We start from the raw sequence: 21632 nt of genomic DNA, 5'->3' as shown, positions 1-21632 counted from the left end.
AGCATGCATATTACGGAATTGGCAACACCGACAGCACCACAGACGCTTGGTGAGCGCCGGGTTCAAGCGGCGGTCAACCGAGATCGCCAACTGTTACTCCAGTTCACAGCGACGCCAGCACAAATGCCAGCATTAGAAGCGCTGTGGCATCAGTTTGATCTGGTATTTGAGGCTCCACAAGTGTTGGTGCCTCTGGCGGCGGTGGCACCGTTGGCTGAAGCGCTCGTTTCTTTAGGGTTCGCGGATGCGGCGGCAGATTTGACCGCCATCTATGATCGGCATCGAATCTGGTGGCAGGCCGGGCGCTATCGCTTCGATGTGACTGACAAGCCATTGGTTTACGGTATCTTGAACGTCTCACCAGACTCATTTTATGACGGCGGGCGGTTTGTTGCCCCTGAGGCCATGCGGGCCCAGGTGCAGGCGATGGTGACCGCCGGTGTCGATGTGATCGAAGTCGGTGGCCAAACCACGCGTCCTGGATTTACCCCGGTGACGCCGGAAGTTGAGTTGCAGCGCGTGGCACCAGTGTTGGCATTTTTGCGGCAGGCGTTTCCAGACCTGCCGATCGCCATCGACACCTATAAATATCCGGTGATGGTCGCAGCGCTGGAAGCTGGCGTTGATATTATCAACGACGTCAACGCGTTCACAGATGATCCGCGAAAGCTCGCGCTCCTGGCGCCTGAAAAAGTCGGGTTGTTGACGATGCACAGCAATCGGGACCGCGAATATAGCGACTTGACCCGCGAAATGCGTGATTTCTTTACCACCAACCTGGCCGCGCTCGAAGCCGCAGGCATTGCCGGTGAGCGGATCGCGCTGGATCAAGGCATCGGTTATGCTAAGGTCGCAGATGGCCAACAAGACTTTGCGATGATGCGAAACCTCGACATGCTGAACGATTTCAAGCGGCCTTTGATGGTGGCAATTTCGCGCAAGGGTTTTGGCGCGCAGTTGTTTGGGCTGGCTAAAGACGATCGCCTTGCAGTGACGTTGATTGCAGAAAGTGCCATGTTCTTGCGTGGGGGAAACATTTTGCGGGTGCATGATGTCGCTGAGACGGTTCAGTTACGGAAAATGTTGCAAACCATTGAATCTGCGTATTGGTTACCATGACCACAGATAACTAAAATCCAAACAAAAATACAGGTAAGCTACTGGCCTACCTGTATTTTTGTTTTGTATGGTTATTGGTGTGACGACTGTGCATGGCGGAAGCCATAGGCGAAGTAGACGATCATCCCAAAAGCAAACCAGACGAGACTCATCAGCCAGGTTTCCTTGCTTAATTGACTCATTAACAGCAAGCAAAAGAGGAAACTGATGATCGGAACCACCGGGTAGCCGGGGACCTTGAACCCGTCGTTGTTGATCTGCTCGTGCTTACGCAACGGAATAATCCCAATTGAAACGAAGGCAAAGGCAATCAATGTCCCGATGTTGACCAAGTTGACCAACTGCGTCAACGGCACGAACCCGCCCATGATGGCAATGATCAATGTGACAGTCCAGAGCGCATTGAGGGGAAGCTGGTGGGTGACTTTACCAAACCAGCGGGGCAAAAGATGGTCACGACCGATGGCGTAAACCAGCCGGCTGGAAGAATAGATCATGGTTACCATCATTGTGAACATCCCAGCCAACGCGCCTAAAGCAATGATGCCCGAAAGTTGCGGCTGGTGGATCGCATTGAGCGCAAACGATACTGGGTCAGCAACATCTAGTCGCGTATAGCGGACGATCCCGGTCAAAACAATGGCCACGAGAACATACAAGATGGTGGCGACAATCAAGGTACCGATGATGCCGCGTGGGAGCGTTTTTTGCGGATTCTTGACTTCTGGGGCACTGGCGGAGACAGCATCGAAACCGAGGTAAGCAAAGAAGACGGTTGATGCGCCGGTGAGGATGCCCTTGGCGCCAAACGGCAGATAAGGATGCCAGTTGGTCGGGTGAATGTAAAAAGCCCCTACCGCGATGAACAAGATGATGATCCCAAGCTTGACGACGACCATCGTGCGATTGACTGCCATTGACGTTTGCATGCCGCGGGAGAGTAAGATCCCGATCAACAAGACGACAACCACGGCGACGAGGTTGAAGTAGGTCCCATGGCCGGGATCAAATGCACCGGTGATTGCCGTTGGGATATGTAACCCGAAACCGGCGATGAAGCTTTGAAAATATGCCGCAAAGCTTGTTGAGACCGCAGCGACCGCTAACATATACTCTAAGATCAACGCCCAGCCGATGATCCAGCCGAAAATCTGACCGAAGACGATATTACCGTATGCATAAGCGGAGCCAGCAACCGGTAAGGCCGAGGCAAATTCCGCATAGCACATCGCTGCCAACGAGCAGACGACTGCGGCGAGGATAAACGCCAGCGTGATGGCAGGGCCGCTGGTGGTGGCGGCAACGGTACCAGGAAGGATAAAGATCCCGGTGCCGATGACGGCGCCAATGCCTAGTGCGATGAGGTCACGAGTCGTCAAGGTGCGGGCGAGCTGATGGTCAGCATGCAGGGTTTGATCAAGATCGGGTTTAGCCGTAAGGCGTTGCCATAAACTCATGGGATTGACTTCTTTCTTTACTAAGAATAATTACTTTAATTTGCCGCTTTCTTTTTCCGCCAAGTACTTCTGTTTATCTGGGACATAGTGGAAGTTTGGGTCGATCGCTTTATCGATTGCATCGAAGCTGGCTTGCATCTGTTCACCGAGTGCTTTGTTAACGTCGTCGGTCAGTTTGCCACCTGGCACCGTGATCGGTTCACCGAAGCGAATGGTGACACGCTTGCGCAGAAATAGGTGAGAGAACTTCACTGGGCCTTGATAAACTGCGGGGACAAGCGGGACCTTGGCCAGTTTGGCAATCAACGCCGCACCACCTTTGAGTTCCGTTGAGTAACGCGTCCCAGATGGGAAAATAATGATCGATAGGCCTTGGTTTTTGATCATCCTGACCGGCGTCTTAATGACACTAGGCCCTGGATGCGCGCGGTCGACGCTAAACGCATTGGCGTGCACGAGGATCCAGCGCAGGATCGGATTGTGAAACAGCTCCTGTTTGGCCATAAAGCCAAATTTGCGTGGGGATGCGGCAATGGCAAAGTAAATCGGGTCCCACCACGTTCGGTGAGGGCCAACGAGCACATACGGACCGTCTGGTAAAACAGCTTTATTTTCATAATGGGCGTTGCCGTTCACAATGAATAACAAGAACCTGGCGACAACGCGGATGAAAGAGTAAAACATGAGTGAACTCCCTTCGTGTCATAAAAAGCATGTTTAAATTATACCATTAAGTCATTATCCATCCAGATTTTTCACCGCCTTGAGCGCCGTCGCAAGGATACTCTGCGGTGGTGATGAGGGGATTCATCGGATTTTAATCCGCCCGCCAACTTCATTGTGATATAATGAACGTAGATTAAGAGGAAAGGAAGTTATGACCATGGTAGCAGTATTGACACGTGCGTTTAATGATGCAACGGTAGAGAGGCGCCTGGCGAATTTTTCTGGGCTCCCCACCACGATCGTTGAACATGTTTTCCACACCCGTCTACGTGAGACATTTGCCGCTGCTCGTGTGGGCATGACGACTGTAACCTACTTTCAAGCGCGGTTTAACGCCAGTGACCAGTTGTTGAACGTGACGGCGACCAGTAATGCCGATGATTCTGCGGTAGGTGCTGATGCTTCGTTTTCCAACACCGATATCGACCAGTTGTTGGTCGATGCCAGAAAGCTTGGCGCCAAAGGCTGGTATTTAGAAGATGCCAAGGCAACTTGTTTATACATTCACGAAGATGAGCAAGATATCATTTTGGTTTGCGAATAATCAGTCGGTTAACACCGTCGTTTGAGCTAATAACGACGGTGTTTTTATTTTGCCCAGATGATGCGTTATGATAGAAGCAATACATTTTGGGAGGACGGCTATGAAGGCGATTGTTGCAGGCATTGTAGCGCATGTCGACGCCGGGAAAACGACGCTGTCGGAGGCCATGCTGTATCAGGCGGGCAATCTCAGACAGCTTGGGCGGGTTGACAAAGGGGATGCATTTTTAGATTCAGATGCATTGGAAAAAGCACGTGGGATCACCATTTTTTCGCATCAAGCGGTCCTTGAAAGCGACGGTTTGCGGTTGACGCTGCTAGACACGCCAGGCCATCTGGATTTTGCCAGTGCGACCGAGCAGGTGCTGGGGGTCTTGGATTATGCGATTCTCGTTGTGTCTGCAACCGCTGGCGTCCAGGCTCACACGCGCACGCTGTGGCACCTGTTGCAACGCAACCACGTGCCGACATTTATCTTTGTTAACAAAATGGATCCCATCGGCGCAGACAAGTCCAAGGTGCTTGCAGATCTGCAGGCTAACTGTGACCCTGGTTGTCTACCGTTTGGATCCGCCGACCTCACCGATGAGACTAAAGAAGCAATTGCCGTGTTGGATGATGCAGTGCTCGAGCAATACCTTGAAACCGGGGAGCTTGCCGATGCCGTGATTCAAGCCATGATCGCCAAGCGGCAGGTTTTTCCGGTGTTTGTTGGGTCGGCATTAAAACTTGATGGTGTCGCCACGCTGATGGCGGGGTTAAAGCACTGGACCACAGCAAGGCAACCCTTAGCGGAATTTGGTGCGCGGATCTTCAAAATCACACATGCCGATGGTGAGCGTTTGACTTGGCTGAGGGTGTTTGGCGGAACCTTAAAACCAAAGCAAGTGGTCTTGGGTGAGCAGAAAATCAATCAGCTACGGTTGTATAACGGGACGAAATACACCACCGCCGCCCAGGTGACTGCAGGTGATGTTTGCGTAATTCCGGGTTTAGTCGAGACGCATCCTGGCTTGGGGTTAGGGGCGGTGCCGTCAAGTCCGCGCCCACTGTTGCAACCGGTGTTGACCTACGCCTTGGATCCGCAACAAGAAGATCTCCATGCGTGTCTTGCCGCGTTGCGAGAGTTAAATGACGAGGATCCGCAGTTGCATGTGCAGTGGTCTGAACAGCTGCAGCAGTTGCGCGTGCAGGTGATGGGAACCATCCAACTCGAGATTCTACAACAGATCCTTTCACGGCGATATGGTCTGCATGTGGCGTTTATCGCCGGTGGGGTCTTGTATCGAGAAACCATCACGGCACCGGTCGAAGGGGTCGGCCATTTTGAACCTTTGCGTCATTATGCGGAGGTGCATTTATTGCTGACACCTGCGCCTTTGGGTAGCGGCATCACGATCGATGCCGATTGTTCCCTTGAGGTTCTGGGTCGCAATTGGCAACATCAGGTGTTGACCAGCCTTCAGGCCAAAACGCAGCTGGGCGTCTTGGTCGGGGCGCCGTTGACGGATGTGCATATCACTTTGATCTCGGGGCGTGCCAGCATCAAGCATTCCGTGGGGGGCGATTTCCGTGAAGCCACTTGGCGCGCACTACGGCAAGGTTTGATGATGCTGCGCCAACAAGGCGAATGCCAGCTGTTAGAGCCGTGGTATCGCTTTGAACTGACGGTGCCGGCGGGTAATGTTGGCCGTGCAATGACCGATATTCAACGCATGAGTGGCGAATGCGAGCCGCCGCAGCAAGCTGGCGATTTTACCAGCTTAACCGGCGTGGCGCCGGTGGCGGCCATGCAGGCGTATCCTGAAGAACTGCGGGGATACACGCATGGCCAAGGACAGCTGAGCTTGGTCGTTGATGGTTATCGGCCTGCGCATGATGCGCAAGCGGTGATCGTGGCGCAGGATTATGAACCGACGGCAGATCTTGCCAATACGCCGGACTCAGTTTTTTGTGCCCATGGTGCCGGCTATCCGGTTGCGTGGGATGCGGTGCCACAAGCTGCGCATGTTGCCTATCGCAACGAGTAAAGTCGATAAGGCAACTGAACGGTCAGGGTGCTGAACCTAAAACGAAACGTCGGCATCACCCAACTCAAGCCAAGAGTTGGGTGATACCGACGTTTATTTGTTGCTTGTCAGTCTATTTGAGGTGGTCAAAGCGCGTTTTGGCGTCGAGCTGATTGACTGTTTTGGCGGTCGCGTCTGTGTTAAAGCGGCGGTCGCCTGCTAAGAAAGCAGGGTATTGCTCCCAATGTGGTGCTTTTGAATCGAGCATGAGGTGAGGCGGTTGGGTGTCTGATGCGGGTTGTCGGCGGAAAAGTGACCAGTAGCCACTGGCGACAGCCTGTTTTTCTTCGATTAACGAGCTGTGGTTGATGAGACCGTGAAGAATACAAGGGCTGTATGCAAAAATGATTGCTGGTCCCGGGTAGGCGGCGGCCTCTTTGAACGCTTTGAACGTTTGCTCGGGGTTAGCACCCAAGCAAACCTGGGCGACGTAAGCTTGCGGATAGGTCATAAACATCGCGGGCAAGTCTTTCTTATGCCCGATATGTCCAGCCGGCGCAAATTTGTTTTTGGCGGCCACCGGCGTTGCTGTTGAAGACTGGCCACCCGTATTCGCATACCCTTCATTATCAAGAATCAGAATATTGACGTCATCGCCGCGACTCAAAATGCGATCGATGCCACTCGTGCCAATATCATAAGCCCAGCCGTCACCACCGACGAGCCATTGGACTTGGTTGAAGAAGAACTGGCTTTGGGCAAGTAGCGTTTTTTGAATCGGCGACTCGGCAGGATCGTTTTGCAAAGCAGTGATCAAGGACTGGGCGTTGGCGTTGATTTGCGGGTGTTTCAACCAAACGTCAGCAGCATCGCGCAAAGATTGGCTGAGAGTGGGATCTTGAGTAATCGTCTGAAGTTTTTTGGAAAGGCTGGTTTGGATGATTTTTCTGCCGAGATGCATTCCTAAGCCGTATTCTGCATTGTTTTCGAATAACGACGATGCCCAGACAGGCCCACTGCCATCTGGGTTTTTCATCCATGGAATACTAGGCGCACTACTTCCCCAGATCGACGAACAGCCCGTGGCATTGGCAATAGCCAGGTTATCAGGAAACATTTGCGTCAGCATCTTGAGATATGCTGTTTCGCCACAACCGCCACAAGCACCAGAAAAAGCGACCAGCGGAGGATTGTATTGCAATTTGGCAACCGTTTTGGTTTTAGCCGCTTCTATCGTAATCGGTTCCGCTTTACGCTGGGCGATATGCCAGTTGATGCCTTCATCTCGGCGATGAGGCGCGATCGGAGCCATGGTCAACGCCTGCCCTTTCATGGGGCAAGCATCAACGCATACTTGACAGCCGGTGCAGTCTTCTGGTGACACTTGGATGCGAAACTGCATATTGGCATAATCTTTGGCCGGCGCCGTCGTAAAGGGGACTTCTTGCCCGTCGCGGATCAATACCGGGCGAATTGCGGCGTGTGGGCAAACGGTCGCACACAGATTACATTGCAAGCAGTGCTCTGGCCACCAAAGGGGGATCTGTGATGCTAAGCCAGACTTATCGTTTGCAGCTGTGCCAAGTGGTAAAGCCCCGGCTTGCATGCCACCGGCGATCACATCGCGCACTGATAATTCGGCGCCTGTTTTGAGCTTAGCATAAACCCGCTGTTCAAAAGGCGATGCAGAAGCTGATGATGTCGCAGATGTGGGTTGTTTGACAGGGCCTGTCGGTATCTGCCAAGCATGGAGGTTTGCTCGTGTTTGGGCAATAGCACGGCGGTTGCCTTCATTGAGGTCGCTCGCATATCCCGCTTTGATTTTGGCGGTGAGCGCTTCGACGGCAGTATCGTAATCGACAAAATCGGTCAAAGCAAAAAATGCAGCCTGCATGACGCTGTTGGTGTGAGGGGCGATGCCGTTGGCTTGCGCGATACCCGTCGCATCAACGGTGAACACGCGGACATGATGGTCGCGCATATAGGCGAGATTGGCCGCGGAAATGACCTCGGTCAGGCTTGTTGGCATTGCGGTATTCACTAATAAAATCCCGTTGTCACATAAGCCTGCGAGCAGGTTTGGACGCAGGAGATAGCGATCACAATAACACAGCACCATTTGCAGTCGGGTTGGATCGTACGCTTGTTGAATCCTGCTGGGACTGATGCGCATTGACGCAACGGTGAGATTATTCGACCGCCGCGCGTCATAAGAAAAGCGCCCTTGAACATCAAGCGGAGTCAGCGCGCCAATAATTGCCAATGTGTGCCGGCTTCCGCTGATTGCCCCATCATAGCCTTTACCATACGTTTTGGCAGAAAATGTCGCTACTGGGGTCAAATCGTTATCACCGATCCCTGGTAAAGAAAGGTGGGTGATGTCGTCGTTAATGCCAAGCGTGAAAGGTGACTTTGGGGTGGCCCGCTCAGCTTCAATGAAAGCCGCTCGGATTTGATCCGGCCGGGTGGTTTTGCCGCCTAAACCAAAGCGACCATGAATGAGATGGAGGGGACGATGCGCTTGTTGCAAGAGGGCGCTGATATCTTCTGCGAGTGGTTCCATCACCGCGCCTTTAGACTTGGTACGGTCGAGCACGATGAGCTTGGTGACGGTTGCCGGTAGTTTGGCCAGAATTGTCGCTGCTGGTAGGGGCCGATACAAATGGAGGTCCAATGCGCCCCAGTGTGCGCCGTTACAGTTGGCTTCAGTGACGACTTCTTCGACGGTGTCAGCTACTGCTCCCATTGTGATCATGACGGTCGTCGCGTCAGTTGCACCGGTGTAATCTGCGAGTTCGCAGTGCGTGGCAAAAAGTGGCCCAAGTCGGGTTAACATGAGTTCAATGACTTCTGGCACATGGTCGTACTGCGGGTTGGTTGCTTCTTGTATTTGGTAATAACTTGCCGGTGGCTGTACACCACCGCGGACATCTGGTTTGTGGTTGTCGATGCCGGCTTGCCGCATTGCGGTCAGTTGCTGCAGGTCCCAACAATCGGCTAGCTCGCTTGCTGACGGCAGGGTAATTTTACGCAACTCATGGCTGATGTCGAAACCATCGAAAAAATGAATGATCGGTAATTTGAGTGCGATGCTGCTCAACTGAGCGACAGCGGCCAGCAATGCGGCTTGTTGCACGCTACTGGCCGCTAAAATGATGCAACCAGTATCGCGGATGCTCATGACATCGCTATGTTCGCCGAAGACGTTCAGGCTACCTGTGGCGAGACTACGCGCAGCGACGTGGATCGTGGCTGGCAGCCCTTCACCTGCCAATTTGTATAACGTTGGTTTCATCAATAACAAGCCTTGTGAGCTGGTGAAGCTCGTCGCCATTAAGCCAGCCTGGCTGAGCCCGTGGATGAGCCCGGCAACGCCTAGTTCAGATTGCATCTCGACAACTTCCGGGACCTGCTGCCAGGCGTTAGTTTGCTTCTGGGTTGCCCATAAGCTGAAACTTTCGGCCATACCCGAAGATGGGGTGATCGGATAGATGGCAGCCGCATCACTGAAAGCATAGGCCATCCGGGCCACTGCTGTGTTACCGTCAATCACTTGTTGCAAGTTGAACCCCTCCCTATCGTCTCGCCTCTATCTTAAAGAAACGCCATCACAGCGGCTTGGACAAACTGACACAAGAAGTGGTAAAAATGCGCCTAGAATTTGTTCCTGAATCCATTTATTTACCAGTGAAAGCGAGTTTAAGGCGTAAAAACTGCCAGTTTTTGTAACCGTTTGCACAAGCTTGCTCATCAGCTAGTCGCTATATTAAGAAGTGGAAGCGAACTAAGCATTAGAGGAGGTGACTAGATTGCAAATAGACCCGGATGCCTTGAGCGCGTTGGTGGCTTCTGCCACCGAGGGTGGTAACGCTGATACGTTGGCGCTTACCACTTTAACGCAAGCTGTTTTGGCGGTCGTGCCTCAAGTCCAACGCCACCAGACCGCCGTTACGTTTGCGGTCGTGGATGCGGCTGCACGGCTGGTGTTTGTTTATCGGATGCCAGATGCGATTTTGGCAAGCCTGGGCTTGGCCCAGAAAAAGGCATACACGGCTGTGGCCATGCGCTCGACAACTCAGGCGTTACAGTCGCTGGTTCAACCGGGGCAAGATCTCTACCAGCTGGAGACGTTGAGTCATGGTGAGCTCGTGACGTTCGGTGGTGGTGTCCCGTTGCGCAACAGTACCAAGGTGATTGGTGGTGTGGGCGTGAGTGGGGCGCCAGCGTCTCAGCAAGATCACTTATTTGCCATGATGTTTGCAGACAAGATCATGAAGGTCTCAGATCGTCGTTAGAATCTTCAAAGGAGAAAGCATAATGACCAAACCATATGACGTTAAACCTGGATTTAGTCAACCGACTCAGCGGATCAAGGCGCTCAAAGCAGCAATTCTAGATGCGACGCCACGCATTGAAGTGGAACGGGCCCGTCTGATCACTGAATCTTACAAAGAAACGGAAGCGCTTACCAATGTTCTTCGTCATGCCAAAGGTTTTGCCCATATTTTGGCAGGATTACCGATCGTGATCCGTGACAACGAATTGATTGTTGGGACTGCTACCGTTGAGTCACGTTCATGTCAGATGTTCCCGGAGTACGGCCCCCAGGGTTTAGATGAAGAATTCGATACTGTTGCGACTCGTTCTGCCGATCCATTCGCTATTTCCGATTCAGTTAAAACCGAGCTCAAAGAGATTTTCAAGTACTGGCAAGGCAAGACGACCAGTGAATATGCTACGGCTTTGATGACGCCTGACACCTTGAAAGCCTATCATGCAGGTGTGTTTACGGTGGGTAACTACCACCAAGGCGGGGTTGGACATTTAGCTGTTGATTACGGCAAAGTGTTGACCAAAGGTATTCGTGGCGTGATGGATGAAATCGTCACCGTGATTCAAAACGCTGACCATAATGCCCCAGACTGGATTGAAAAAGAGCAATTTTATCAAGCCGCATTGATCGGGTTGAAGGCAGTTGTTGATTTTGCCAATCGGTATGCCGCTAAAGCCAAGGAAATGGCAGCGGCGACCAGCGACGCCAAACGTAAGGCGGAACTGCTTAAGATTGCGGAAAACTGTGCGCGAGTACCAGAGTATCCGGCAAGTAACTTCTATGAAGCCTTACAGTCTTTCTGGTTCATCCAACTGACGATCCAGATCGAATCTTCTGGGCATTCGATCTCCCCAGGGCGTTTCGATCAGTATATGGATCCGTTCTTTGAAGCTGATACGACGATTTCTCAAGACGAAGCCCAAGAATTATTAGATTGCTTGTTCGTGAAGTTCAATGATCTCAATAAGTTGCGTGATATTGGTACCGCCACTGCCTTTGCAGGGTATCAGCTATGGCAAAACACCAACTGTGGCGGCCAAACTCGCGACGGTCGTGATGCCACTAACACGATGTCTTATATGGAAATCGAATCCATGGCGCATGTGATGATGGCGATGCCGTCGTTGTCGATTCGGGTGTGGAACGAGACGCCTGATGAATTGGTTCAAAAGGCCTGTGAGCTATCCCGCTTGGGCGGCGGTCAGCCGGCGTTTTACAACGATGAAGAGATCATCACGTCAAAAGTCAACCGCGGAGAGACACTCGAAGACGCGAGAAACTACGCGGTCATCGGGTGTGTCGAGCCAGCTAGCCAAGGTAAAGAAAACAGTTGGTGTGATGCGGCTTTGTTCAACTTACCAAAGGTTTTAGAAATTGCGATGAACAATGGCCGCCTAGACGGCGAAGCGTTCGGACCGCAAACCGGTGAGTTTGAAGATTTCAAGACTTTTGAAGCCTTTGAAGCCGCGTATGTTGAACAGATGAAATTCTGTGTCAACTTGCTGGTACGCGCTGACAACGCGGTCGACCTAGCGCATGAAAAGCTCGGCCAACTCGCGTTTGTCTCGACGCTGATCGAAGATTGTATCGGTCGCGGCGAAACGATTCAGTCTGGTGGGGCCCACTATAACTTCACCGGCCCGCAGGGAATTGGGGTTGCCAACATTGGCAATGCTTTGATGGTCGTGAAGAAGCTGGTCTTTGACGAGAAGCGCTTGACGATGGCTCAACTTAAAGACGCGATGGCTCATAACTGGGGCAAAGACGATCAAGCGACTGCTTCGAGCGCAACAGCTACTGACGATTACGATCAAATCGCGGCTGCGGTTCGCAAAGTCTTGCAAGAATCCGGTAATTTTGATTTGAGCAACCTCGATCTCAGTGCCACTAAGCCCGTAGCAAGCAACAACAGCTATCAACAGATTCACGAGCAAGTCATGGCGGTTCCGAAGTTTGGTAACGATATCGATGAAGTTGATTTATTGGCGCGTTCCGGCTCCAGAGTCTACTGCGAAGAGCTTGAAAAGTATTCAACCCCTCGCGGCGGGATCTACAACGCCGGACTTTATCCGGTATCGGGCAATGTGTTGTTTGGTAGCTACATTGAGGCGACACCGGATGGGCGCTATGCACATGAAACCATCGCTGATGGTGTTTCTCCAACCCGCGGGACCGATACACTTGGGCCGACGGCTGCCGCAAACTCTGTGGCCAAGCTCGATCACTTCATCGCTTCCAACGGGACGCTTTACAACATGAAGTTTAGTCCGTCTGCGGTTGCCGGAGATGATGGGCTACGGCGCTTTGGCGCGTTGATTCGTGGTTTCTTCGATAAGAAAGGCGCGCACGTCCAGTTCAACGTGATCGATCGTCAGACTTTGCTCGATGCCCAAGCCAACCCACAGGCACACAAAGATCTCATTGTGCGTGTAGCTGGCTATAGTGCACAGTTCATTGCGTTGGATAAGACCGTGCAAGACGACATCATCGAACGGACAGAATTCGAAACCGTATAAACGGTGCTAAATCGACCGGTGATACCAACTCGCCGGGTTTGTGATAGGGGAATGCGTATGGAATCAATCAATTATGATCGCCAAGCCTGTGTCTTCAACATCCAGCGGTATTCCATCCATGATGGGCCAGGCATTCGCACGATTGTGTTTATCAAAGGGTGCCCGTTGCGTTGTCAGTGGTGTTTTAATCCTGAATCACAAAGTCCGCTGCCGACGCCAGAATTTGGCGAGATGAAAACTGTTCGCGAGGTGTACGCAGAGATCAAAAAAGATGCGGTCACCTATCGTCGCTCTGGCGGCGGCGTGACGTTTTCCGGTGGGGAAGCATTGACGCAGCCTGATTTTGTCGAAGAGCTGATCAAATGCTGTCGGTTAAATGGCTGGACGACGGCGATCGAAACCGAAGCGTTCGTCCCTGAAGCGACGATCACGCGTTTAATTCCACAGATCGATCATGTGTTGTTAGATATCAAGGCGATTCCTGACGATATCCACCAGCTCGGCACCGGGGTGTCCAACCGGCGGATCCTTAAAAATGCGTTATTGATCGATAAACTGGCCAAAGATGTTGTCGTGCGGGTACCAGTGATTCCAACGTTCAACTATTCTGCTGAGCAGATCGATTATATCTGCCAATTTGTTGCCCATATGCCGCATGTTCACACGCTACACTTGTTGCCATACATGACCGTTGGCGTCAACAAATACGCTCAGCTTGGTCGAGACTATCCGTTAACTGGCGTCGCACCATTAACAATGGACGATTTGTTGCCACTTAAACAAGTGGTTGAAGCCCACGGACTGAATTGTGTCTTAGGTGGTTAAAGTCAGAAACAAAAAGAATTAGGAGGATTCCGAATGGATGACAAAATTTTGCAGGACGTGATGGCGAAGGTGCAACAGCAACTTGACACCACGTCACAAGAGCCGACGCCGCCAAGTGCAGCAGACCCACAAGGCTGCAATCTCACAGAATTTGTTGGGGTTGGCTTGGGCGATTCGATCGGCTTGGTCATTGCCAATGTTGATGATCAGCTCCACGAAAAAATGGGAATCGACAAGAAGTACCGGTCGATTGGGATTTTGGGCGCACGTACAGGCGCGGGCCCAGAGATTATGGCGATCGATGAAGCCGTGAAAGCAACTAACACAGAGGTTTTATCCGTCGAGCTGGCTCGAGACACGAAAGGCGGCGCCGGTCACGGTAGCTTGATCATCATCGGAAGCGTTGATGTCTCCGATGCGCGGCGTGCCATCGAGGTCGCGTTGAGCACTTTACCAACTGTTTATGGTGATGTTTATGGCAATGATGCTGGACATCTTGAATTTCAATACACCGCGCGCGCCAGTTACGCGATTGAAAAAGCTTTTGGCGCCCCGATTGGCAAGTCGTTTGGCATGGTTTGCGCTGGCCCAGCGGCAATCGGGGTCGTGCTTGGAGATACTGCAGTAAAAGCCGCCAACGTCTCTGTTGTCAGCTATGCATCGCCGGGCAATGGTGGCACCGCCCATTCCAACGAAGTGATCGTCACCATGAGCGGAGACTCAGGAGCGGTCCGTCAAGCGGTGATTGCTGCGCGTGAAGTTGGATTGAAGCTGCTTGGGGCGATGGGGGCAACGCCGGAATCGACGACGACGCCGTACATTTAGCCAAGGAATAAGGAGGATTACACATGAATTCAGATGCTTTGGGAATGATCGAAACCCGTGGCTTTGTTGCTGCGGTAGAAGCTGCCGACGCCATGGTCAAGGCGGCCAACGTGAATTTGATCGGTTACAAGAAGATTGGGTCGGGATTGGTTACCGTGTTGGTACGAGGGGATGTTGGCGCTGTGCAAGCCGCCACTGATGCTGGTGTTGCATCGGCCAAAAACGTCGGTGAAGTGGTCTCGACGCATGTCATTCCACGCCCGCACGCTGACACCGAAAAAATGTTGCCGACAGACTGACAATGGCGATCAAGAATCGCGACTTGAAGGAGACTTCGGTCGCCTTACTTGATCGTAGGTGATCTAAGAGGTGCGATATGCAAGCAGCCGAGTTAGAAGCGCTTATCAGGCGCGTTACTGAAGAAGTATTGGCCGCTCAGCGTCAGTTGCCGCGGATGTTGATCGTCGACACCCCTGATACTCATGCCGCGTGGCATTCACGTTATCATGCGGCGCTGGCCCAGGCTTATCAATTGACTTGGGTGACGACAGGGCAGACAGGCGCAAAGACGGCTCTTGATCAAGCACTTACAAGAATCGTCCCAGCGGATAAGTTGGTGGTGAGTGGGCTTTCGCCTTGGCAACAAGCGCAGGCGGCACTGGGGATCAGTACCGACGAAATGACGCGGTGTTTGGGCTATGCGTTTGCCAACGGGTTATCGGTGTATGCACCTGATGCAGACTTAAATGGGGTGTTGCGGGCTGCCACCCAACCGTATGCGGCGATGTTGGCCGACTATCACCGGCGATTGCAGACTTTTGGGCTCAAAGTTGTGACTTGGCCACAACTGCTACCGCAACACGGCAAGCAAGTGATCACGGCGGATTCAGTCGCAACAATGCCAGCTAACAGTACTATTCGCGTGGCTGCAGATGCGGTGGTGACGGCCAGCGCCAAAGAACGGCTACGTGCTAAAAACAGTCGGCTGATGTATACGACGCAAGGAGGTGAATGAGATGGGTGAAGCATTAGGCATGCTAGAAGTCAAAGGTTATGTCGCCGCGGTTACGTTTACGGACTTGATGCTCAAGGCTGCCAACGTTAAGTTACTGAAGGTCAAGCGCACCAGAGGCATGGGTTGGATGAGTATTTTCATTCAAGGTGACGTCGGGGCGGTGAACGCCGCGATTGCAGCTGCTAAGGCGCAGGCCATGGCGGCAGAGCTGTATGTATCGTCGAAAGTGATTCCGCGTCCTGGCAAAGGCATCGAGGAATTGTTTGAAAGCGCTGCACCGCCGGTTGTGCCAGTACCTGAACCGGTGACCCCACCTGCGTCCAAACCGGCGCCCAAACCGGCGCCCAAACGAACACGCCAGCCAAAAACGCCACCAACACCGGAGTCGTGATCTGCATTGAAGGAGGAAAATAACATGAATGACGCATTAGGAATGATTGAAACCAAAGGCTTTGTTGGCGCGGTAGAAGGCGCCGATGCCATGGTCAAGGCCGCCAACGTACGCTTGATCGGCTACAAGCAGATCGGGGCCGGCTTGGTCACCGTGTTGGTGCGTGGGGATGTTGGCGCAGTCAAGGCAGCAACAGATGCCGGAGCAGTCGCCGCGGGCAACGTCGGCGAAGTGAAGTCTGTGCATGTCATTCCGCGCCCGCACGCTGATATTGAGAAGATGTTAACGATCGAAGAGGCGTAGATTAATGAACGACGCGCAAAAAGAAGCCGCCATCAAGGCAGTATTGCAGAATCTTAAAACGGTCGTTAAGGTACCGATCGGGATTTCCAATCACCATATCCATCTGACGGAAGCGGTGTATGCTGAGCTTTTTCCAGATCAAGCCATCACCGTCAAAAAGCCGCTAAACCAACCAGGAGAATTTGCCAGCACCGCGACGCTGACAGTCAAGGGGCCACGTGGCACGATTTCCCACGTGCGGGTATTGGGGCCTTGTCGGGCGCAGTGTCAAGTTGAAATCTCAGCAACGGATGCGCGTACGCTTGGGGTCCCAGCGGTGGTGCGGTTGTCAGGCGATGTTGCTGACACGCCAGGAATCGATCTGCAGTCTGAAGTGGCAACGGTCCACCTGACTTGTGGCGTGATCGTTGCCAAACGCCACATCCACATGTCTGACCAAGAAGCTTCGCTACTGGGATTTAAGCGTGGCGATACTGTCGCAATCGCTTTGGATGGGCCTGATCGCCACCTTGTTTATGATGATGTCGAGATTCGTCCCGGCGCAAATTTCAAGTTAGAGATGCACGTGGACACAGACGAAGCGAACGCGGCCAACCTCACTGCAGGTGCGTTTGGACGCTTCTGCTAGCTTTCAGAGGGTCGGAGGTCAATATGGACGCCTTGCAAGTCGCAAATTCAAAGCTCGATCAGTTAGCAGCATGGCTCATTGATGGCAAAAAACCGGAGCCGCTCGCAAAAGACCGTTGCTATAAAGTTGGGGTCGATCTTGGCACCAGCTCGATCGTGCTGGTGGTTGTCGATGATGACGATCAGCCGGTGTTTGCGGCTTCAGAAGACGCCAATGTTGTTCGCGATGGCTTGGTCGTCAATTACGGCGAAGCCGTGGCGATCACCAAGAGGTTAAAAGCCCAAGCAGAAGCCGCACTTCAAGTTTCGTTACTGGCAGCTGCCGGTGCGATTCCCCCCGGAACGATTGGGAACAACAAGGCCGTCGTTGGCCATGTGCTTGAAGCAGCAGACATGGCCGTTGTTGGTATTTTTGATGAGCCGACCGCCGCAGCAGTTGCGTTGGGGGTTCAAGATGGTGTAATTGTCGATGTTGGCGGTGGGACCACAGGAATTAGTGTGTTGGCCGATGGCGAGGTGGTATTTGCCGGTGATGAACCAACTGGTGGTACCCAGATCACATTAGTGTTGGCCGGTCGCTTAGGACTGACATTGGCGGCTGCTGAGGCCATGAAAAGGCTACCTGCACAAGAAGAGACAGTATTTCCAATCATTCAGCCAGTGATCGACAAAGTTGCCACGATCACGGAACAATTTATTCAACAGGCACCAGTATCGCCGTCGGTGATCTATCTGGTCGGTGGTGCGACTGACTTTAGCCAGAGCGTGACGGCGTTTCAACAACGGTTTGAGATTTCTGTCGTGCAGCCGCATCAGCCTCGGCTCGTGACGCCGCTGGGGATCGCAATGAGTGTCGCGCAAGCGACTCAACCAAAAAGAAACTAGGTGAATCCATGTACATCGCTAAAGTGATCGGCAACGTCGTGTCGACGCGAAAGGAACCACAGCTGACAGGCAATAAATTATTGATCGTGCAACTGTTGCGCGGCCAAGCCGATATTCAGACGAAACATTTGATTGTTGCTATCGATCGCGTTGGCGCAGGTAGCAGTGATTATGTGCTCGTGACCTGCGGCAGTGCGGCTACGCGCGGACTTGTTAAGACAGACGCGCCAATCGACGCGGCGATTGTCGGGATCTTGGATGACTTTACGGAGCAAAGCGAGGTCTTAATAAATGGAAATTGATATCGAACAATTGGTGAATCAGATCGTTAGTGGTAAGAAACCGACACCAGCCGCGCCTGAATCCGAACCAACAATGGCGCCAGTGGTCGCTGACGCCGAGCTCAGTGGGGTGTTTGACACCGTCGATGCGGCAATTGCCGCAGCCAAAGTTGCCCAGCGTGCCTATTTTCATAGTACCTTGGCTAAGCGTGAAGCAATCGTTCAAGCGCTACGTGATCAACTCGCACCAGAAATTGATGAGATTGCCAAGCGAGGTTTTGATGACACTGGCATGGGCAACCTTGACGATAAAATTTTGAAAAATCGCCTGGCGCTAACCAAGACGCCAGGAACTGAAGATCTGGCGTTAAGCTCGCAAGTTATCACCGGGGATAATGGGATGACGCTGTATGAATATTGCCCATATGGTGTCATTGGGTCGATTACCCCTAGTACTAATCCGACTGAGACCATTATCAATAATTGCATTAGCATGTTAGCCGCTGGCAACGCGGTGTACTTCAGTCCTCATCCTGGGGCAATGGCCAGTTCGCAGTGGCTGATTGCCCGCATTAATCGCATCGTTTCAGATGTCAGTGCGATTCCGAACCTGGTTGTGACGATCGCCAAGCCATCGATTCAAGCCGCCCAAGAGATGATGGTGCATCCCGATATTAGCTTGTTGGCTGTTACTGGCGGTCCTGGTGTGGTCACGCAAGCGATGAAAAGCGGGAAAAAAGTAATTGGGGCTGGCGCCGGCAACCCACCGGTGTTGGTAGATGAAACAGCGAACATTGCCAAGGCCAGCCAAAACATTGTCGATGGGGCGTCCTTTGATAACAACTTGCCTTGTATCGCGGAAAAAAATGTCGTGGTGGTCAAATCCGTTGCTGATGCGCTTTTGGCAGCGATGCAAAATGCTGGGGCAATCTACCTAGACGACGCGGAAGAAATTGCAAAATTAACGGCGTTGGTCGTCACGCCAAAACAAACGCCAAACAAGCAATATGTGGGCCAATCTGCTGAAAAGATCCTTCAAGCTGCCAAAATTGGCTATAGCGGTCATCCGCGGCTGGTGTTGGTCGATGCGAACGCTCAAAGCCCGTTCGCCAAAATCGAGATGTTGATGCCGGTGCTGCCATTCATCCGGGTCCCGGATTTTGACCAAGCACTGGCGACTTGCCTGGAGTTGGAGCACGGTCTACACCATACGGCATTGATCCATTCTCAAGATGTTACCCGATTGGATCAAGTTGCACGCGAAATGCAGACATCGATTTTTGTCAAAAACGGGCCATCATACGCCGGCATCGGATTCAACGGCGAAGGCCCGACGACGTTTACGATTGCGACCCCGACTGGCGAAGGCACCACGACCGCACGTAGCTTTGCTCGGATTCGGCGGTGTGTGTTAACAGATGGTTTTTCAATCAGATAAGAGGGATACGTATGCAAAGCTTTGGCGTTCATACCCAAGTGAAATTTGGTGATGCCGTGGGAACATTTTTGGCGGCGTTGACGCAAGAACGTGTACTGATCGGCTGTGATCCTTTTTTGGTTGCTGATCCGCTGGTGGCAAATCTTATTCAAACCCTTAACACGAAAAATCAGACTCACGTTTTTGCTGATGTGGTACCGGACCCGCCGCTTGCCAAGGTCGCAGCCGGAGTGAGCGTATATCACGCTTTTCAGCCGACTGTTGTGTTAGCCATTGGTGGCGGTTCTGCGATCGACACGATGAAAGCAGTCCGCTACTGTGAACATTTTAGACACCCAGCCGATGCGCTTGCCAGCCTGTATGTGATGCCGTCGACTAGCGGCACCGGCTCGGAAGTGACCAGCTTTGCGGTGATTACGGACCCTGATGCGGCAGTGAAGTATCCTTTGTTTGATGCTTTGTTGCAACCGGATGTGGCGCTTTTGCTACCAGAAATCGTCAAATCGTGTCCTCCAAAAGTCTGCGCATACAGTGGCATGGACACATTGACCCATGGTTTAGAAGCACTGGTTGCAACGGGAGCGACGCGGTTTACAGACGGGTTAGCGACCCAGGCGATCGCCTTGACCTTCCGCCACTTAGGACCGTGTTTTGCGGCGACCCCTGAGGCCGATTATGCTGCGATGCAACAAGCCGCCTGTATCGCCGGGATGGCGTTTGATAATGCCGGCGTTGGGCTCAGCCACGCCATTGCCCATCAGCTTGGCAGTCAGTTTCATCTTCCCCACGGGTTGGCTAACGCGATCATGTTGCCGCATATCATCGCGTTTAACGCCAAAGACGCGCGAAGTGCGGCGAAATATGCCGCGGTTAACCAGATCGTTTTCCCAGAAGGCGAACAAGGCGTTCCTGCGCTGATTGCGCATGTGCAGGCTTTGAGTAAACAGTTGGCTTGTCCGCAGTCATTGCGTGCATGTGAGATCACGACCGCGCAGGTGACAACGGCGTTGGACGCCATTGTCAATAACGCGATGCATGATTTCACCTTTGCCGGCAATCCGGTTGCCGCAACCAAGGCTGACGTGGTCAAACTTGTCTTAGCAGTACTGTAGTGGTGCGGGCAGAAAGGAAGGTGCATTTGTGTCTGAAAAAATTCTAGCAATCAATGCAGGAAGCTCTTCATTAAAATTCAAACTATATGACATGCCTAGCGAAAAGGTGATTATCAGCGGGTTGTTTGAGCGGATTGGGGAAGCCCAACCTGAATTGCGCTTCGGACAAGTCGTCTCAAAACCTCAGTTGCGTACTCACAAAGAAGCAGTTGCCATGTTGCTTGCAAAACTGACCGAGATGCACGTTGTGGCGTCGCTTGATGAAATCGTCGGCGTTGGGCACCGGGTGGCACACGGTGGTGAGTTGTTCAAACAATCAAGTATCGTGACAGCTAAAGAGTGCCAACAGATTGCTTCGCTAAACGAGCTGGCACCGTTGCATAACCCGATCAACCTCGAAGGGATCCGTAGTTTCATGGTTGGCTTACCTCAGGCGGTGCAAGTGGCGGTGTTTGACACGTCGTTTCACCAAACCATGCCGCCAGAGCATTACCTCTATCCACTACCTTATCGGTATTATCGCGAAGCCAAGGTGCGAAAGTATGGGTTCCATGGCACCAGTCATCGTTTTGTGGCCAAAACGGCTGCAGATGTGCTTGGCTTAGATGTACAGCAAGCTAATTTTGTTACTTGCCATCTGGGCAATGGGTCGAGTATTTGTTGTGTTGCCAACGGCCAATCGATTGACACCAGCATGGGCTTTACCCCAACGGCAGGGTTGATGATGGGCACCCGTTGCGGGGACATCGATCCGATGACTATCACATATTTGCAACGTAAATATGGGCTCGATGCCGCGCAACTCGACGCGATGATGACCCAAGAGTCTGGCTTGCTCGGGGTGTCTGAGGTATCCAACGATCTGCGCGATGTGCTGGCCGCCGTTGAGGCTGGCAAAGAGCAAGCCCGTATCGCGGTGGCGATGTTTGTTCAGCGCATCCAAAAGTATATCTTGACTTATCGCTCCCAATTACAGCGGCTAGATGGCTTGGTTTTTACTGCCGGCATCGGTGAACGGTCGGCGATTATCCGCGAACAGATCTGTGCTGGGCTGGCGTGTCTGGGTATTCGGTTAGATCCTGACCGTAATGCAACTAATGAGACGCGTATTGATGCAACTGGTTCCAGCGTGCCGGTATTGGTTATCCCAACAGACGAAGAACTTGTGATTGCTCGTGATACTTATCGTCTCAAGCAAGCGGCTGTCACGCAAATTTAACTGGGCGC

General features: G+C 52.5%; 20 protein-coding genes. 17 read left to right on the top strand and 3 right to left on the bottom strand.

What is annotated here, in order from left to right; all coding sequences use genetic code 11:
* Positions 1-3: 3 nt before the first annotated feature.
* A complete protein-coding gene (gene folP / locus ACYVRB_RS00545; RefSeq protein WP_461212873.1) occupies positions 4-1119 on the top strand; it encodes a dihydropteroate synthase in 1116 nt (371 codons plus the stop codon).
* Positions 1120-1190: 71 nt separating this feature from the next.
* On the opposite strand, the gene ACYVRB_RS00540 is transcribed toward folP, so the two are convergent.
* Both ACYVRB_RS00540 and ACYVRB_RS00535 read right to left on the bottom strand, forming a co-directional pair.
* The gene (locus ACYVRB_RS00540) at positions 1191-2576 is read right to left on the bottom strand and encodes an APC family permease (RefSeq protein WP_461212871.1); all 1386 of its coding nucleotides are present in this window, start codon (positions 2574-2576) and stop codon (positions 1191-1193) included.
* Between the two features lie 30 nt (positions 2577-2606).
* Positions 2607-3260 carry a lysophospholipid acyltransferase family protein gene (locus ACYVRB_RS00535; RefSeq protein WP_461212870.1) on the bottom strand — a complete coding sequence of 218 codons (654 nt, stop codon included), beginning with the start codon at positions 3258-3260 and terminating at the stop codon, positions 2607-2609.
* Between the two features lie 199 nt (positions 3261-3459).
* On the opposite strand from ACYVRB_RS00535, the gene ACYVRB_RS00530 reads away from it, so the two are divergent.
* The gene (locus ACYVRB_RS00530; protein ID WP_461212869.1) at positions 3460-3846 is read left to right on the top strand and encodes a hypothetical protein; all 387 of its coding nucleotides are present in this window, start codon (positions 3460-3462) and stop codon (positions 3844-3846) included.
* A 100-nt stretch (positions 3847-3946) separates the two neighbouring features.
* Positions 3947-5875, top strand: a complete 1929-nt coding sequence (locus ACYVRB_RS00525) for a GTP-binding protein (RefSeq protein ID WP_461212868.1) — start codon at positions 3947-3949, stop codon at positions 5873-5875.
* Between the two features lie 112 nt (positions 5876-5987).
* On the opposite strand, the gene nifJ is transcribed toward ACYVRB_RS00525, so the two are convergent.
* On the bottom strand, positions 5988-9407 hold the full coding sequence (gene nifJ, locus ACYVRB_RS00520; RefSeq protein WP_461213028.1) for a pyruvate:ferredoxin (flavodoxin) oxidoreductase: 3420 nt from the start codon (positions 9405-9407) through the stop codon (positions 5988-5990).
* A gap of 256 nt (positions 9408-9663) precedes the next feature.
* Here nifJ and ACYVRB_RS00515 point away from each other — a divergent pair, with 256 nt between their 5' ends.
* The 14 genes from ACYVRB_RS00515 (at position 9664) to ACYVRB_RS00450 (ending at position 21624) form a co-directional block, all read left to right on the top strand.
* Complete coding sequence (locus ACYVRB_RS00515) at positions 9664-10149, top strand: GlcG/HbpS family heme-binding protein (protein WP_461212867.1); 486 nt, start codon at positions 9664-9666, stop codon at positions 10147-10149.
* Positions 10150-10171: 22 nt separating this feature from the next.
* Complete coding sequence (locus ACYVRB_RS00510) at positions 10172-12703, top strand: glycyl radical protein (RefSeq protein ID WP_461212866.1); 2532 nt, start codon at positions 10172-10174, stop codon at positions 12701-12703.
* A gap of 57 nt (positions 12704-12760) precedes the next feature.
* On the top strand, positions 12761-13528 hold the full coding sequence (locus tag ACYVRB_RS00505) for a glycyl-radical enzyme activating protein (RefSeq protein ID WP_461212865.1): 768 nt from the start codon (positions 12761-12763) through the stop codon (positions 13526-13528).
* A gap of 33 nt (positions 13529-13561) precedes the next feature.
* A complete protein-coding gene (gene pduB / locus ACYVRB_RS00500) occupies positions 13562-14353 on the top strand; it encodes a propanediol utilization microcompartment protein PduB (RefSeq protein ID WP_461212864.1) in 792 nt (263 codons plus the stop codon).
* 23 nt (positions 14354-14376) lie between these two features.
* Positions 14377-14652 (top strand): BMC domain-containing protein, encoded by a 276-nt coding sequence (locus ACYVRB_RS00495; RefSeq protein ID WP_461212863.1) that lies wholly within the window; start codon positions 14377-14379, stop codon positions 14650-14652.
* A gap of 77 nt (positions 14653-14729) precedes the next feature.
* On the top strand, positions 14730-15368 hold the full coding sequence (locus tag ACYVRB_RS00490; RefSeq protein WP_461212862.1) for a hypothetical protein: 639 nt from the start codon (positions 14730-14732) through the stop codon (positions 15366-15368).
* Between the two features lies 1 nt (position 15369).
* The gene (locus ACYVRB_RS00485) at positions 15370-15759 is read left to right on the top strand and encodes a BMC domain-containing protein (protein ID WP_461212861.1); all 390 of its coding nucleotides are present in this window, start codon (positions 15370-15372) and stop codon (positions 15757-15759) included.
* A gap of 24 nt (positions 15760-15783) precedes the next feature.
* Positions 15784-16062, top strand: coding sequence for a BMC domain-containing protein (locus ACYVRB_RS00480; protein ID WP_461212860.1), 279 nt, complete (start codon positions 15784-15786; stop codon positions 16060-16062).
* A 4-nt stretch (positions 16063-16066) separates the two neighbouring features.
* Entirely contained in the window at positions 16067-16690 is a 624-nt protein-coding gene (pduL, locus tag ACYVRB_RS00475; RefSeq protein WP_461212859.1) for a phosphate propanoyltransferase, read from the top strand.
* 23 nt (positions 16691-16713) lie between these two features.
* A complete protein-coding gene (eutJ, locus tag ACYVRB_RS00470) occupies positions 16714-17574 on the top strand; it encodes an ethanolamine utilization protein EutJ (protein ID WP_461212858.1) in 861 nt (286 codons plus the stop codon).
* A gap of 8 nt (positions 17575-17582) precedes the next feature.
* Complete coding sequence (locus ACYVRB_RS00465) at positions 17583-17876, top strand: EutN/CcmL family microcompartment protein (protein WP_461212857.1); 294 nt, start codon at positions 17583-17585, stop codon at positions 17874-17876.
* Positions 17866-19293, top strand: coding sequence for an aldehyde dehydrogenase family protein (locus ACYVRB_RS00460; RefSeq protein ID WP_461212856.1), 1428 nt, complete (start codon positions 17866-17868; stop codon positions 19291-19293). Before ACYVRB_RS00465 ends, ACYVRB_RS00460 begins: the two co-directional genes overlap by 11 nt.
* 11 nt (positions 19294-19304) lie before the next feature.
* Positions 19305-20405, top strand: coding sequence for an iron-containing alcohol dehydrogenase (locus ACYVRB_RS00455; protein WP_461212855.1), 1101 nt, complete (start codon positions 19305-19307; stop codon positions 20403-20405).
* Positions 20406-20433: 28 nt separating this feature from the next.
* Positions 20434-21624 carry an acetate/propionate family kinase gene (locus tag ACYVRB_RS00450; RefSeq protein WP_461212854.1) on the top strand — a complete coding sequence of 397 codons (1191 nt, stop codon included), beginning with the start codon at positions 20434-20436 and terminating at the stop codon, positions 21622-21624.
* The last annotated feature ends 8 nt before the right edge of the window (positions 21625-21632 follow it).

It is taken from the genome of Lacticaseibacillus boliensis, from assembly GCF_054784775.1.
The sequence above is the reverse complement of the archived record's forward strand: the minus strand, read 5'-3'. Positions and strand labels throughout refer to the sequence as shown.

Coding starts and splice junctions, on each gene's coding strand:
- pduL (WP_461212859.1), top strand. CDS start 16,067: ATGAACGACGCGCAAAAAGAAGCCGCCATCAAGGCAGTATTGCAGAAT.
- ACYVRB_RS00495 (WP_461212863.1), top strand. CDS start 14,377: ATGAATTCAGATGCTTTGGGAATGATCGAAACCCGTGGCTTTGTTGCT.
- ACYVRB_RS00485 (WP_461212861.1), top strand. CDS start 15,370: ATGGGTGAAGCATTAGGCATGCTAGAAGTCAAAGGTTATGTCGCCGCG.
- eutJ (WP_461212858.1), top strand. CDS start 16,714: ATGGACGCCTTGCAAGTCGCAAATTCAAAGCTCGATCAGTTAGCAGCA.
- ACYVRB_RS00525 (WP_461212868.1), top strand. CDS start 3,947: ATGAAGGCGATTGTTGCAGGCATTGTAGCGCATGTCGACGCCGGGAAA.
- ACYVRB_RS00460 (WP_461212856.1), top strand. CDS start 17,866: ATGGAAATTGATATCGAACAATTGGTGAATCAGATCGTTAGTGGTAAG.
- ACYVRB_RS00535 (WP_461212870.1), bottom strand. CDS start 3,260: ATGTTTTACTCTTTCATCCGCGTTGTCGCCAGGTTCTTGTTATTCATT.
- folP (WP_461212873.1), top strand. CDS start 4: ATGCATATTACGGAATTGGCAACACCGACAGCACCACAGACGCTTGGT.
- ACYVRB_RS00490 (WP_461212862.1), top strand. CDS start 14,730: ATGCAAGCAGCCGAGTTAGAAGCGCTTATCAGGCGCGTTACTGAAGAA.
- ACYVRB_RS00455 (WP_461212855.1), top strand. CDS start 19,305: ATGCAAAGCTTTGGCGTTCATACCCAAGTGAAATTTGGTGATGCCGTG.
- ACYVRB_RS00540 (WP_461212871.1), bottom strand. CDS start 2,576: ATGAGTTTATGGCAACGCCTTACGGCTAAACCCGATCTTGATCAAACC.
- ACYVRB_RS00465 (WP_461212857.1), top strand. CDS start 17,583: ATGTACATCGCTAAAGTGATCGGCAACGTCGTGTCGACGCGAAAGGAA.
- ACYVRB_RS00530 (WP_461212869.1), top strand. CDS start 3,460: ATGGTAGCAGTATTGACACGTGCGTTTAATGATGCAACGGTAGAGAGG.
- pduB (WP_461212864.1), top strand. CDS start 13,562: ATGGATGACAAAATTTTGCAGGACGTGATGGCGAAGGTGCAACAGCAA.
- ACYVRB_RS00505 (WP_461212865.1), top strand. CDS start 12,761: ATGGAATCAATCAATTATGATCGCCAAGCCTGTGTCTTCAACATCCAG.
- ACYVRB_RS00510 (WP_461212866.1), top strand. CDS start 10,172: ATGACCAAACCATATGACGTTAAACCTGGATTTAGTCAACCGACTCAG.
- ACYVRB_RS00480 (WP_461212860.1), top strand. CDS start 15,784: ATGAATGACGCATTAGGAATGATTGAAACCAAAGGCTTTGTTGGCGCG.